This is a genomic window from Tolypothrix sp. VBCCA 56010 (assembly GCF_050875635.1).
Lineage (GTDB): Bacteria > Cyanobacteriota > Cyanobacteriia > Cyanobacteriales > Nostocaceae > Hassallia.
The window spans coordinates 1-12,487 of sequence record NZ_JBPAOH010000189.1; the positions used below are offsets into that span (position 1 = coordinate 1).

11 protein-coding genes and 1 pseudogene are annotated in these 12,487 nt (G+C 41.6%); 5 read left to right on the forward strand and 7 right to left on the reverse strand.

Annotation, left to right across the window (positions count from 1 at the left end; all coding sequences use genetic code 11):
* A partial coding sequence (locus tag AABK37_RS36405) for an IS1380 family transposase (protein ID WP_432556320.1) occupies positions 1-1,254 on the reverse strand: 1,254 nt, incomplete at its 3' end.
* A gap of 441 nt (positions 1,255-1,695) precedes the next feature.
* Between AABK37_RS36405 and AABK37_RS36410 the strand changes: the two genes are divergently transcribed.
* From AABK37_RS36410 to AABK37_RS36430, 5 genes are all read left to right on the forward strand, one after another.
* Entirely contained in the window at positions 1,696-3,138 is a 1,443-nt protein-coding gene (locus AABK37_RS36410) for a mannitol dehydrogenase family protein (RefSeq protein ID WP_432556321.1), read from the forward strand.
* Between the two features lies 1 nt (position 3,139).
* Entirely contained in the window at positions 3,140-3,406 is a 267-nt protein-coding gene (locus AABK37_RS36415) for a hypothetical protein (protein ID WP_432556322.1), read from the forward strand.
* 239 nt (positions 3,407-3,645) lie between these two features.
* A complete protein-coding gene (locus AABK37_RS36420) occupies positions 3,646-4,191 on the forward strand; it encodes a hypothetical protein (protein ID WP_432556323.1) in 546 nt (181 codons plus the stop codon).
* A gap of 121 nt (positions 4,192-4,312) precedes the next feature.
* Positions 4,313-4,804, forward strand: coding sequence for a transposase (locus AABK37_RS36425; RefSeq protein WP_432556329.1), 492 nt, complete (start codon positions 4,313-4,315; stop codon positions 4,802-4,804).
* 108 nt (positions 4,805-4,912) lie between these two features.
* Positions 4,913-5,038 carry a hypothetical protein gene (locus AABK37_RS36430; RefSeq protein WP_432556330.1) on the forward strand — a complete coding sequence of 42 codons (126 nt, stop codon included), beginning with the start codon at positions 4,913-4,915 and terminating at the stop codon, positions 5,036-5,038.
* 32 nt (positions 5,039-5,070) lie between these two features.
* Here AABK37_RS36430 and AABK37_RS36435 read toward each other — a convergent pair whose 3' ends face one another.
* From AABK37_RS36435 to AABK37_RS36460, 6 genes and pseudogenes are all read right to left on the reverse strand, one after another.
* Positions 5,071-7,689 carry an SAV_2336 N-terminal domain-related protein gene (locus AABK37_RS36435; RefSeq protein ID WP_432556324.1) on the reverse strand — a complete coding sequence of 873 codons (2,619 nt, stop codon included), beginning with the start codon at positions 7,687-7,689 and terminating at the stop codon, positions 5,071-5,073.
* On the reverse strand, positions 7,686-8,663 hold the full coding sequence (locus AABK37_RS36440; RefSeq protein ID WP_432556325.1) for an AAA family ATPase: 978 nt from the start codon (positions 8,661-8,663) through the stop codon (positions 7,686-7,688). Before AABK37_RS36440 ends, AABK37_RS36435 begins: the two co-directional genes overlap by 4 nt.
* Entirely contained in the window at positions 8,660-10,108 is a 1,449-nt protein-coding gene (locus AABK37_RS36445; RefSeq protein ID WP_432556326.1) for an effector-associated domain EAD1-containing protein, read from the reverse strand. Before AABK37_RS36445 ends, AABK37_RS36440 begins: the two co-directional genes overlap by 4 nt.
* A 306-nt stretch (positions 10,109-10,414) precedes the next feature.
* Positions 10,415-11,509: an effector-associated domain EAD1-containing protein gene (locus AABK37_RS36450; RefSeq protein WP_432556327.1), complete on the reverse strand. Its 1,095-nt coding sequence runs from the start codon at positions 11,507-11,509 to the stop codon at positions 10,415-10,417.
* A gap of 13 nt (positions 11,510-11,522) precedes the next feature.
* Positions 11,523-12,251, reverse strand: a complete 729-nt coding sequence (locus AABK37_RS36455) for a hypothetical protein (RefSeq protein ID WP_432556328.1) — start codon at positions 12,249-12,251, stop codon at positions 11,523-11,525.
* A 45-nt stretch (positions 12,252-12,296) separates the two neighbouring features.
* Positions 12,297-12,487 (reverse strand): annotated as a pseudogene (locus AABK37_RS36460) (hypothetical protein); the annotation flags it as partial.

Consider the following 12,487-nt stretch of genomic DNA (forward strand, 5'->3'; position numbering starts at 1 on the left):
ATCACTGTGCAATCCTAACTTTTGTTCTTTTAGACAATTCTCCATATTACCCCGAGGACAATACTTTTGAGTATAAAGTCGTCCTGGCGGAATTTTATTAATAGGGAGCGAAGTCACTACAAAACGCAAAGCTCGCCGGACAGAAGCTTCTGTCCGGCAGACTTTGCGAGTATCGACTTCTTCATAGCTGTACTCAACTTTGGCGACAACACGACGATTACGGCTCCAACTGTCTAGAGTTTGGTAATCAAGAGAGCAATACCAAACTGAGTTATCAACAAATACTGCTGCGTCGTTCTTTAAATCTGGTGATGGAGGAAATAAGGTTTCAAAAAACTCGACTATATGTTTAATTTTTCCTGAGTATTCTTGGGATGCGCGATACTGGATTGATTGAGATAGCTGGAGTAGACGATTATTTGGAGCGAGTCCCAATACATAATCAATTTCAGTTTGAGATTCACACCAACTCATTATATCTTCTCTCGAATAAGCGCTATCTCCGCGAATAATAATTTTCACATCTTTCCATCGTGAACGGATTATTTTTATTACTCTTTGTAATTGTTCTAATCCTCCTTCCGCAGGGTCAACATTAGACGCACGAAGTTTTGCCGCAAGTAAATGTTTACCGCAGAAAATATAAACTGGGGCATAACAATACCCTCGATAATAAGGATTAAAAAATGTTTCTTCTTGATTCCCATGAACTAAATCATCGGTAACATCTAAATCCAAAATTATTTGTCGTGGTGGCTTTCGGTAAGATTCTAGAAAAAGTTCAACTAAAAGTGTTTCTATTGCTGACGCATCATGTTCAATACGGTGATATCGACTATCCTCTCTTGATGATACGTTTTCTGGGCAATGCTCGATACGATTTAAGGTACTTTTTCCAGCCAAAGTAATTGATTCTTGTTCTGAATTAATCACTTTTCCAACTGCAAACGCAAATATTGCATCGTGACGTAAAGTTTCATGGTCATTTATATCTTCATACCCCATGATTAAGCCATATATTCTTTGTGCAATTAAACTCTTGACTGGATGCAGAATCTTATTTGGATCTCGGTAATCTTTGAAACATGCTGCCAGCCGTGATGTTATTCCTCTTTTTCTGTCCAGTTCCGCAATTAATATTAATCCTGCATCAGATGTTACAGGTTCACCCTTAAAATTAACTATAACTGGACATGACTTTACTTGTTCAAATATAAACTGTTCTGGGATACAATCGTTTTTATTTGGGGTCATACTTCAAACTGCTGGAATTCTTGTGCAATATACATTTTGGCAGTTTTTGACCCCTATTTCTTCAGGCTTTGTGAGAAATCCGGGGTAAGACTCCGACTTGGAACCTTAGTTTTCTCATCATAAAAGAGCAGAATAATTCTCAAGTACAATTCCTATACATAGCCACTTATTTTTGCCCTCTTCTTAATAAGAAACATCTCAAACCCTTATTTTTACGTGTTGTCTCGCTCACTTTTGGTGTTGGCGAGCGCAGGCTAAAAGTCACTTCGGCAAACAATTTGAGTATTTTCGGAGATGTCTAATGTCATGGGTATTAAAAACATCGATAACTAAGGCGATCGCAGCACCTGTTGCTATACTAAAAAGCACTCCTATTTTAGCGATTGGAAAACCACAACCAAGTTTCTGGTTTTTGTTCTGACCAAGAAGATATGATTACACGTGCTGACTTCCTTAACTGATTTGTGGAGGCAACAGTCTCTTTACAACAGGAGGGCGCTTAGTATCGGTATCGTCCACTTCGGGCCTGGCCGTTTTTTTAGGGGGCATCTCGCACCCATAATACATAAATATCTGGCGCAGAGGGGGTCGCAAGAGCAAAGATGGGGGATCTGTGGGGTTAGCCTCAAGAGCCGACGCGCCATTAACACATTGGAACCGCAGGGATTCCTTTACACTTTGATCAAATGCTCTAGTTGCGCACTAAATCGTGATTCGGCGGAAGTTATAGGTTCTATAAGCCAAATCGTTGATGGTAGAGAGGATCGCGACTATGTGCTTGATTTGCTCACGTCTCCCTCTGTGCACCTCGTGACTCTTACCGTTACTCAAGAAGGCTACTATCTAGATAAGAGTTTTAATCTCGACACAGCGAATGAGGAGATCGCGCATGATATGTGCAATCCTTCCACTCCAACAACTGTAGTTGGCTTTATAGTAGAGGCGCTGCGCCTTAGACGTGATCGAGGAGTGGTTCCGTTCACCACAGTTTCTTGCGACAACCTTCCAAGAAACGGGGAGACGCTACGAAGAGCAGTGCTAACCTATGCTGAGCTGATTAATCCTGAGCTTGCAGCATACATCAGTCATAACGCGACGTTCTCTAATACGGTGGTAGACAGGATTGTGCCTCAAGAGCATGAATCCCACCATAACTACCCCTGCCGACTGCTACAGGTCAGGGATCGCGCACCCATTGTAACGGAGCCATTTTGGCAGTTTGTCGTGGAGGACAACTTTAGAGGTGATAGGCCCCAGTGGGAAGATACGGGGGTGATTATGACGAAAGACATCACTCCCTTTATGTGTCTGAAGTATCGATTCTTGAATGCAGTACACTGCTTCATAGCCTGTTTAGCTGTAAGAGCAGGTATAGAGTATGTACATGAGGCACTCAACCTACCGGAATTCCAGTTGTTTATTCGGCTGATGATGAGCGACATCGCGGCAGCAACGCCAGTGCCTCGCCAGACGTGTGAACAATATATGGCTGCTGTGTTACTAAGGCTGAGTAATTCGGCTCTTCCTGATTCTATTGAGAGAATCTCTTCACAAACATCGAAGAAAGTACGCAATCATATACTGCCGATACTTCATGATGCTTATAGCCGAAAGGTCAGCATGAAGCGTCTTATACTTCCCATTGTGGCGTGGCTCCTTGCAGTAAGAGAGGGGGTGAGCGAGGGAGGAAAGCCCTATGATGCCAAGGATACTCTAAGCGTAGTTACAGCGATTCGAGAGGGTGCGGTGTTCAGTCGGATTATGGGATTAGAGAATTGCGAGCTCCAAGAGGTAGTCGATGATGAATGCCACCAAGCAATGCTCGTTCTTCAGACCCATGGAATATTGACTACACTTAAGAATTACAGTGAGGGGGCCAATTGAGATGAAACCGGAACGGCATCATCAGGTGGTACTTTTTGATCATGACGGAACTGTCGTTGATAGTGAAGCTATAACTCTAAAGAGCGCGTGGAACCTGACAACTGAAGTGGCTTGTGAGTTTGCTGGTGCGAGGCTCTATGAGCTGCATGACTTTGTTAAAATCTTCGCAGGTAAACCTTACAAGGAAATACTGGCGCAGATCTACGCCAACTCATTAACCACTCTCAATGTATGCAAGTGCCGAATATCTGCCCAATGTTTCGATTGACCCAACAGTTTAAGCAGTTCATTATAAACATGGGAGGTTTTTGCCATTGTTTTACCGTAACGTTAGGTGTGGTTACCTATTACAGTACGACGTGGAATGCCCTTGAATAAAGGGCTACGCCTCCCCTTTTCTCCACTTTTGTCAGTCAACCAGGCGGTGCCGATCTGAAGGATACTAACCTGAGCGGAGCCATAATTGAAAAAGCCCGTTTCGTAAATAATTTAGGACTTTCTAAGGAAATGGAATTTGATCTGAAACAACGAGCGGTTGAACTTCTTTATGATCGTATTCGAGCCAAGATTGAACACGAAGACAACCTTGTCAATCAGAGAATAATGTGGATGATTACTTTACAGGGGCTATTATTTATTGCCTACGTCTTTTCTCTGAGTGCTGAAGCCACTTCATTATCTGTTTCAAACTCCGATTTTATTTCGACATTAATAACAATACGTCAGGCGATGATTGCGGTGGGTGTTGGATCATCTTTTACTACATTACTGGGTGTGATTGCTGCTCTTCGAGCAATTCATCATGATGAGCGTACCTTACACCGTGGGCTAGATAACTATAAATCTTATCTAAAAACTTTTCCGAGTCCGATTGGACAACGTGTCACGAATATAATAGGCATGATCTGTAGTTTAGCGTATCCATTCCTTGGCGTAGTAGTTTGGATGTGGATAGGAAAATTGTTACCTGATCCTTTAATAGTTGTTATTGCGTTTGTTTTAATATTTGTTATGGGCATAGTTCTATGGCCATTCAGCGATCACCTAACTTAGCGTTAAATACTCCAACTCAGTAAATTTACAGTCGATTGGTCACGGGGTCTAACACGTAAAAAATTTAGCCAGCCTTACTCACACGATCCGCGTCTTGTCTCACAGATAAACCTTACAAAGGCTGGCTAAATTTTTAGGGGACAATGCGTCAGCAAAAACAGTCACGTGTCCTCAAGGTCAAAAAAGTACGACTTGGACTCCCGCAATTGATAATTGGGGTAATTCAGGAGTTAACGTTAAGTTTCCCTCCAAAGTTTGCCGCCGTTGTGATTTTAGGCATTTGTGTATCAAATCAAAAAGTGAAAGCGAGCCAAGAAAATTAAGGTTACGTCCAAAAGAAGAACACCAAATTATTCAAACTATCCGCTCTACTCAAGATACTGATGAATGGAAAGAGCGCTATAACACCCGTGCTGGTGTCGAAGGAACTTTATCACAAGGAATAAACGCTTTTGGTTTACGGCAAGCACGTTACCGAAGCTTACCAAAAATTCGACTGCAACACATTATCACCGCTGTTGCCATGAATGTTGTGCGTGTGGTGTCTTGGTTAGATGGTATACCTCATGCCACAACTAGAATATCACGGTTTGCTGCACTAGCTCCAATGTAAAGATAGTAAATATCCATAGCTTTTCAATCAAACTTCTCCATGTAATACACGGTTGATTTCGGTTCGAGTTTCTTCTATACTATCCGTGTAATACATGGAAGAAGACCTATGAAAAAAATCAAAAGGGATATTCAGGGTAAGTTTGCAATTAAAAACGATGATTATCGAGAGGTGCGTTCTTTACGATTGACAGACAATACTTGGAAGGGATTAGGTATCGCCGCTGAATGCTAGGGTAAAGAGCAAAAGAGAAAAAGTATAAAGGGCTACTGAGTCACCACAGCAGAACACGCAACACGAAAACCGTCGTCGTCGCCGTCCCAGTCGCCCGCAACGCCGTAGACGCGATACGCCGAACGGCAGTAATCGGGATTGAAGAACCAAGAACCACCCCGCAGCAGTCGGCTATTATCATTATCATTTTCCTTTAGCCATGTGCTTCCGTCTATCGGTGCTCCTTCATAGTTACTATGCCAATGATCAGCACACCATTCCCATACCTGACCGTGCATATCGTATAGCCCAAAGGCATTCGCTACACCAAAGCTGCCTACGGGTGTTGTTTCATTACGATAAACCCCTTTAACACCAGCACCGTAGGTGTAGTCAGCATTATAGTTTGCCAGATCTGAGGTAATCGTCTCGCCAAAGTGAAATGGAGTCGTAGTTCCTGCACGAGCTGCATATTCCCATTCGGCTTCACTCGGCAGACGGTAGGGTTTACCAGTGTATCGAGACAGGCGATCGCAGAACTCAATAACATCATACCAGGAAACTTGTTCAACTGGGCGATTTTCTCCTTTAAATCTAGATGGATTAGCGTCAAGTTCGCGGTTAACTTGTGGGAGAGAGGCTACTGCTTGCCATTGTGCTTGAGTTACAGGATACTTGCCTAGGAAGAAAGATTTAATCGTTACTGTATGTTGAGGGCTTTCAGAGCTTGAGCGCTTAGGTTCATCTTCTGGAGATCCCATCACAAAGCTTCCAGAAGGAATGGCTACCATTTCTAGCTCAACTCGATTGCCCAAGTCTTCTGTAAAATATTGTGCTTGCTGACGACTACGCTTGATTGTCAATTCTGTTTTTCCAAACCCAAAAAACACTTTTTTCAGTTCAATGCTAGCTACTTCAAATTCAAAAGTTTGCAGGTTGGTAGCTGGAGATGCATCCGTGTCAGGTTCAAACTCAAATACCTGGAATAGAGGAGAATCAATTTTGAGGGATTGGATTACCTCGTCGGCTTTTTTATTTGTTGCCTCTAGCTCTTCGGCAAAACGAGCGTAGTCCCCTCCTAATCGCCGTAAAACTTGAGCCTTTAGCTGTGCAAAGGGACGAATTTTTGTTTCTAGAGAGTCATTACTGTCATATGTAAGCAACCGCGCTTCAAATTCCCGTACTGACAAACCGACTCGTTTAGCGACAAATTCAGATACTTTGTCAATGACCAAAGTTGTTTTACTAACTGGTACGGAATCTAGCAGTAACTCCCTTATGTCCCCCTCTTTATCCTTAATAAACTCATACTCAATATAATCGGGATTAGTGTCTTGGTGCGTGGGTGGTAGAAGTTTGAGCAGTCCACTCATAAACACCTCAGCCACATGAATTTGTCCTGATTCTGGGAGTAGAGTTTGCTGAATCAGATGTACTACAGGTAAACTAACGGGTGCAGCTGCCATTAATCCAGATAACCGACGAGCAAGAGGAGAAGCTGTGGCGCGAAATCTACTCACTAACGCTGGTACATTCAGGCGGGATTGATTTTGTTCTGTAGATTGTTGAATTTCTGTGAACTCAACCCCATCTACAGAGGAAAATTTAAATCCTGCTGTTTCTACGTTCCCTAAACCCGCTATAACCCGTGCCCATATAAGTAAAGGTTTGGGTTCTAGAGCGACAACGGGAACACAGATATGATTTTGGATTTTGTTTCCGTCTTCTTGGACAGCGTTTTCAATTTCATCAAATGTATCTTCATTGCAAGTTTTTTTAATCAACTTAGAATTGGGAACTCCAGGGTTGAGGGAACGCAGTTGGACAGGAGTTTCTGAAGCTAAGGCTGTCCGTTCCCAAAGCCTTTCAGGAAGTAATTGAAGAATAGTCATTAAACCATTACGCCCCCACAGATCTAGCACTGGATGAATGAACTTCCTTCGCCAAGCAGGAGAAATACAATCACTCACCAGTAAAATTAAACGCTGTCCCTTGGGGTCAATTAGTACTTCAGGACTATGGGGAGTTGGACTATAAGCACCTGTGCTATTTTGAGGGAATAATTGTACTTTTGTTTCAGTTACCTTTAATTCCCAAGTTCGCATATCCCGAAAGGCACCATGATATTTTAACAGCCGTTGGAGTTCAATAATAGTCTGTTTCCAAATAGCAGTTGAACTACTTTGTTCAACCACCAATGCTAACTCTAACCATCTTTCTGGAGCAGGTTTTAGAACTGGTACCCAAATTTTCTCTTCTGCAATGCGGCAAACAGTCGCTTCCTCATCCAGTATATTTTCTGTAGGAGATGGAACTTTCCGCATTAAAGGACGAAGCGCACGTCCTAAAGCCAGAGCATTTCTCAGTGCTACCGCCGCAGGTACTTTGATAGGAATTGCTTGGCGACTTTCTGGTGTCTTTGTGGGTTTTGGCACAGAAGAGGGAAGATAAACTTCAGCACGAGGTTCTCTTACTTGAGGTAAAGATGGTGACTCTGAGGTTTGTTGAGTTTGAGGTCGTTCAGTTCTGGGTGGCTCTGGCTTTGATACAGTTAATTGCTGTGGTTCCTCTGGCTTTTCTATGTGAACCGCCAACCAGATAATTTCCGCTAACTCGCGGGCAGTAAAGTCAAAGCCTGCCTGTTGCAGAATAGCGATCGCCCGCTCAATCATATCCCCTCTGTGCTGCTCAAGTATTGCAGCAACCGTTCAATTAACTTTTCTTTTTTCTGGTCTTTTTCTTCATCTTGAGAGTCTAGCATAAGAAAATCGGAGGTATTGGCTGTGTTAGTTAACATATAAATCGCGTTGAGCAATTGGTCTGTTGCCAAATCCCCCTTTTTCCGTAGATTTACGAACTTTTCAATAATTGGTTTTGCTTGTTCAATAATACTATCCCCTAAATGTGCTTTTACAATCGCCTCTAATTCTTGGGGAGTTGGTTCTCGTAAATCTAATCTTAAGCAGCGCCGCAAGAAAGCGGGTGGAAATTCTCGTTCACCATTACTAGTAAGAATTACGAAGGGAAACGCTTCACACTGCACATACCCGCTTATAATGGTTGCAGTCCGATTATCATAGGTCTGTACAGTAATTTTAGAAAATTTCTCAGTTATCCTTGCTAATTCGGGAATTTCAAATTGTCCTTCTTCAAAGATATTTAATAAATCATTAGGTAAATCAATATCGCTTTTATCAATTTCATCAATTAATAACACCTTGGGATTTGGCGAGGGAAGTAACGCCGTTCCCAAAGGTCCCAATTGAATATACTTGCCAATTTCGCCTAAATTGTCCTTGCTACTTCCTTGAGCATCTTGTAACCTACCAATGGCATCATAACGATAAAGTCCTTGCTGCAAAGTCGAGCGAGTCGTAATATTCCAACGCAATACCTTTCCCAATTGTAATTCTTTAGCCACCGCATAAGCTAAAGAGCTTTTCCCTGTCCCTGGTTTTCCTGTGACTAATAAGGGACGACGCAGATATAATGCTGCATTGACTAGCTCTATTTCTTCTCCCCTTGCCTGATAAGTTATACCTCGTTCTTTTTTGTCAAATTTGCGCCAGTTAGGAGGCTCAGGAAGGTGTTCAATTCCATTGTGGGGTTTTTCAGGGGTTCCTTGAAAGATTTTCCAAAATGTCATGATGGTGTAGTATATTCAATCTGAGGTGGCAATATATAAGGATTTTCCCATAGCAAGGACAGATGATGTCCAATACTCTGCTTAGATTTGTCAGGAAAATCATCTAAACGCTTCTGTTTGACTCGCTCTGGTAGTTCTGTGATTAAGCATTGCAAAAGTTGATCAAGTTCAACTAGAAAATTCAAGTTTTGTAATTCCTGTCTTATCCATAATGCAACTGGAATTGCAGTTTGATTCATCACTTTCAAAAAATCATTAGACGGTGGTTTCATCAGTTTTAAAGCAATAGTACCATCTTGATTTAATCTAGAAAATAGTTCTTGCCAAGAATGACACTCACTAGAAGTACAACACTTAGAGTAGGCGTTTTCAGTGAGATTCTTTAAAGTCTTCCACTTCTGCACCCAAATATTTCTATAAGGGTAGTCCTTCCTTAGACGACGACTAGAACGAACAATAACTTTGTATAAACTACCAATAGAAATTGGTAGTTCTTCCTGCTGAATTATCCAAGTATCAATAGGTTCGCTTAAAAGTTCATAGGGTAAGAAAATCTCAATCGCTGGCAGACTAGAAAAGTCAGTTAGATGTGGAGTGATTTGGTCAAGAAAATCTTCTATTAAACAGGGTATTTCTTCAAGAGAAAATGTTTCTTGCTCCTGTTGTTCAATTTCTAAAATTTTATAACCTTCTCCTGTCTGACAATTGAATTTATCATTTCCTCCATTAGGAATAAACCAAGCCGAAACGAAATAACGCTTGTTCTGATGTTGTTTACTAGGATTTAGTAAGACGATGAGGTAAGTTTGTACAATTGCTTGTTCATTTCTGGTTATTTCAGCATTTCTAATTTGAGTCAATAACTCAGAAAAATTATTCGCATTTTGTTTGCCCCATTTATTTAAACTTATAGCAGCTAGTTCAGGAATTTCTGCATCTTCTGACAAACGAGCTACAAACTGTATAAGAGGGTTTTCAGGAGCTTTTCCTTGAGGTGTGTCCTTAAGATTAGCTAAAATTTCTTTGAGAGTATCAGGGCTTTCATCCTCCCAATCTTTACGCAAAGAATCAGAGCTACAGGCAAGATAAACCTGCTTCATTTGATTAATAAAGTCTTTTTCTAATGGAACAAGTATTTGAATTAAGCTAGTAATAGCATTAATTTTTTTAGCGACTGACTGCAATTGAAGGTTGCCATCATTTTCTTCGCTTGCTTTATTAATTAATTTTGCTAACGAGTCTTTACTTTTAAAATATTTTACGACTTTAAAAACAATTTCAGTATAATTATCACCAAGAGCAATATCATCCAAGTTGATTTGGAATTCATACAACAGCATCATTTCCAATTTAGTTTTTTCAGGGAAAGCATCCCGTAGTGCTGCCTCTATCTCTTTAAGGAGAGAACCATCGAGGAGGGAACTAAGGGAGTTACCAGGGTTCATTGATGGCTACTCCATACTTACGAAAATGAAAACTCATAGCTGTTAACTCTATTAGAGTAACTACACTTTTGTTTCTGTTGCTTCCGGAAACGACTCCTGACCTGCTCTTACTATTTCCTGTTATAATATTTTGGAAAAACTTGTGCTTTAGGCATTTTAAAACACCACCTCCGTGGACTAATGCAGGCATCAAGGGTTTGCTAACCTGCGAAGGCAAGTTTTGTGTGTGTAGCCGCGATTTCTAATCGCCAAAATACATGAAAATCTTTTAAAACATCTTTTAAGCAAGTAAACATAAAGAAATATTCACCATACTGGTTGACCACTTCGCAAAGAAGCTAATAAATCTGGCTTCTCTTTCTCTAAGCGTGAGCAGATAGCACTGAAGGGAGTTCCGGCGTTATACGTTGGATTCCAGTCGGGATCACCGCTATGATGTAGCGCTACTAAATTCCAGTTAATGTCAAAACATGGTGAGCCAGAGGAACCAGGTTCAGTATTAGTTTTGTATTTAACGGTTGTGCCGTTCTCGTTAATACTAATAATTGCTTCCGTGTCCAACGCCAATTTTAACGGCTGGGCATTTGGATGTTGCACTATTAATAGTGGAGTATCAGGTAAAAATTCATAAGGTTCGGTAGGTAGCTCAATCCATTTTCGCTGTGGAGCATTTGGATCTGAGTTTTTCCCTATCGGTTCTTCTCCAGGAACTCCATCTACCCGGAGCAATGCATAATCCAATTCGTCAGGTGTTGGCAATTGATTTTCAACATAAGGACTTTTATCAATCAGCCAGTCGTCCTCTACTAAGCGATACTCTGTACCTTTGTTGATAATCTTGCCATCCGCTAGTTGTTTGTAGTCAAAACGCAGAATAACATTGCTGGCAGTTGCTCGTCCTGAATCTACAGGTTCGATGACATGGTAATTCGTAATTACCACATTTGGTGCTATTAGAAAACCTGTCCCAAATTGTTTAGTATTATTTTTTTTAGTGATTTCTATACGGCATACTTGTGCCTCAATTGTACCTAACTTTTCTCGCCATTTATTCACATCGAGAAAACTATTCGTTTTCTTAATAATTTTCTCCAATGCACCCCTTGCGGATAGCTGTGGTGGCATAGGAGTAGCAAGATTAAACTCCTGGGCAAAAACAAATAATTTCGGGTTTCCAGGATTTGACTCACGCGCACCTGCAATCAGTTTATCAACCCATCCCTGGGCTTCTGCGGCTTGAATCAATCTAAATACAATTGCTTGTAAGTCATTGCCCATTGCAATTGCATTGAGGTTTTTTCCAAACTGGAATTTTACTAATTCAGCAAGTCTTTGCTGCTCTGGGAATGTATCAAGTAAAGCCTCTGTTAATTGTCTGTGCTGCTGACCAGTGAGTTTCATACCTGGGGAAGTATCATAAATGATCTTGAGTTTCTTCTTGGATTATTTCATACCAGAAGGAAAGATCCCTGACATGGTGAGAACCTTCTTGCGGATGACGCCCGGTGCCAAAGCTATCTCTGTACTGTAGCCAGGAGGTACGGTAAAGCCCTATACTATCGCCAGTCACTTTACTAAGGACTTGGTAGGCGAAATTGCCTAGCACCGACGCAGCTGAGACGGCTGTAGTCACAGCAGTCACCTGCGGCGCAGCAACACTAGCAAGCCCAAACAGCGTACCCACTGCCCCTTGGATGTCTGTTGATTGCAACTGCTGGTTAAGTAATGTCGCTAAGTCTTCTGAGTCCTTGCGATCGCGCGACACTGTAATGAAGATATCCAAGAAGTACAAAGCCTTACCATAGAATATCAGTAAGCCATTCTCACCTGTAGGTAGGCGATCGCGGTTTTTAATACCAGGAAAACGAAACGTCTGCGGCATATAAATGCTTGCTGGTTCACCTTCTGTAGCGTGACCGTGAACCACTAGCGCATCTAACCGCATTTGAGCATCACCAAACCACTTTTTCGTGTCCCAAATCATAATATCTTGCAGCCGCACAGCCAGATTAACAGCTTGTGGTTGACTGACTGATTCCCGACTGCTACCCCGTTGGGTAGGGCTAAGTTCACGCTCCATCTGCTCAACAGAGTCAGCATCAGGGGTTATAGCCTCATCAATTAACCATTCCTGTTGAGTCATCTATAGCTCCTGGCATTGGAAATTGTTATTACTAATACCAATTCTTTATGAAGCTGCGCTAAATAAAGCTTCAAGAATGAAGTCGTAAGAGGTGAGAGAAATAATCACTTCTGGTGTAATAGTTTCTAGTACCTCAGCCAATTTCTGACGCAACTGGGCAAGGGTTTGATAATTTTGCCATCGCAGTTTATTTTTAAGAAACTGCCAAAACCTCTCAATTGGGTTCAATTCTGGAG

Bases quoted from the DNA above. Each gene is read 5' to 3' on its own strand.
- AABK37_RS36435 (WP_432556324.1), bottom strand. From the start codon at position 7,689: ATGATTGAGCGGGCGATCGCTATTCTGCAACAGGCAGGCTTTGACTTT.
- AABK37_RS36420 (WP_432556323.1), top strand. From the start codon at position 3,646: ATGGAATTTGATCTGAAACAACGAGCGGTTGAACTTCTTTATGATCGT.
- AABK37_RS36445 (WP_432556326.1), bottom strand. From the start codon at position 10,108: ATGAACCCTGGTAACTCCCTTAGTTCCCTCCTCGATGGTTCTCTCCTT.
- AABK37_RS36430 (WP_432556330.1), top strand. From the start codon at position 4,913: ATGAAAAAAATCAAAAGGGATATTCAGGGTAAGTTTGCAATTAAAAAC.
- AABK37_RS36450 (WP_432556327.1), bottom strand. From the start codon at position 11,509: ATGAAACTCACTGGTCAGCAGCACAGACAATTAACAGAGGCTTTACTT.
- AABK37_RS36440 (WP_432556325.1), bottom strand. From the start codon at position 8,663: ATGACATTTTGGAAAATCTTTCAAGGAACCCCTGAAAAACCCCACAAT.
- AABK37_RS36455 (WP_432556328.1), bottom strand. From the start codon at position 12,251: ATGACTCAACAGGAATGGTTAATTGATGAGGCTATAACCCCTGATGCT.
- AABK37_RS36415 (WP_432556322.1), top strand. From the start codon at position 3,140: ATGAAACCGGAACGGCATCATCAGGTGGTACTTTTTGATCATGACGGA.